1 protein-coding gene is annotated in these 1001 nt (G+C 40.6%); it reads left to right on the forward strand.

The features are described 5' to 3' along the window. Positions 1 to 69: 69 nt before the first annotated feature. Positions 70 to 432, forward strand: a complete 363-nt coding sequence (locus ACFQEU_RS16585) for a DUF5992 family protein (RefSeq protein WP_379783937.1) — start codon at positions 70 to 72, stop codon at positions 430 to 432. The last annotated feature ends 569 nt before the right edge of the window (positions 433 to 1001 follow it).

Genomic DNA, 1001 nt, shown 5'->3' on the forward strand with positions numbered 1-1001 from the left:
TCTGTCGGCGAGGGAGGTTCAAGTGGGATGAGAGTGAATGGAATATAAATTATCTTTAGTGGTGTTTTAATGTCTGGAATAAAATTAATTACCTTAATATCCTTGGCTTTATTGTCTTTCGCTGCGGTTGCTGGTGGTCGAACTAATGCAGCTATACCTTCAAAAATCGATCTTGTCCAAGCCGGAACAGCTGGCTTTATGATTTTTGGTGATTTTGGAAATGTAGGAAGTTGTACTGTTAGTGATCAAGTGTTCGTGAAGGCTAGTCACCCGCAATATAGCCAGATCTATTCCACAGTTTTGGCTGCATTCATGTCCGGAAAAAAGGTGTCTGGTTATGCCCATCTTTGCGAGCCTGTGGCTTGGTATTCGACGCCATCAATCACTTACAATGTACTAACAGAAGCAGGCTCAATTTCTGTTGAACACTGATATAAAGTTGATCTGAAATGTTTGATAAAGTGGGATGTAAAATAGGGTCAAAGAAATATGATTATTCGTACATTTAAACAGTTGGTTTTGCTGGCTTGTCTGACGCTCAGTGGCACCTATTCTAGTGCGGAACCTGGGTATATTCATGTACCAGATATGAGCAAGGTCCATTACCAATTGGTTAATGATGGCGTGGTTTTCTTTAGAAATTTACATGAATTTCACGCTGGCGCTACAGGATGTTGTTATGCCTTCAAGTTGGACACAACAACTCCCTTCGGTAAGTCTGCTTGGTCTGTGATATTGATGAAAATGGCTGGGCAGCTACCATTGTCAATCTATGTGACAGATTATAATCCGCCAACATCCGGAAACCCTGCATTAATTGACCATATAGGTAACTGGTGATTGTTATGAAATATTTAATGTTTTTGTTGGCTCTATTCCTGTCCCTTAAAATTCAGGCAATTGAAGTTGCTGATCAAGAGATTGAAAGCCTAGGCGCGTATACAGGTCAGACGATTTTTATGTATTTGAAGTCTGATGTGTTAGCGCAAAGCGGTTGTGTG

Source organism: Halorubrum tibetense (genome assembly GCF_042661865.1).
Taxonomy (GTDB): domain Archaea; phylum Halobacteriota; class Halobacteria; order Halobacteriales; family Haloferacaceae; genus Halorubrum; species Halorubrum tibetense.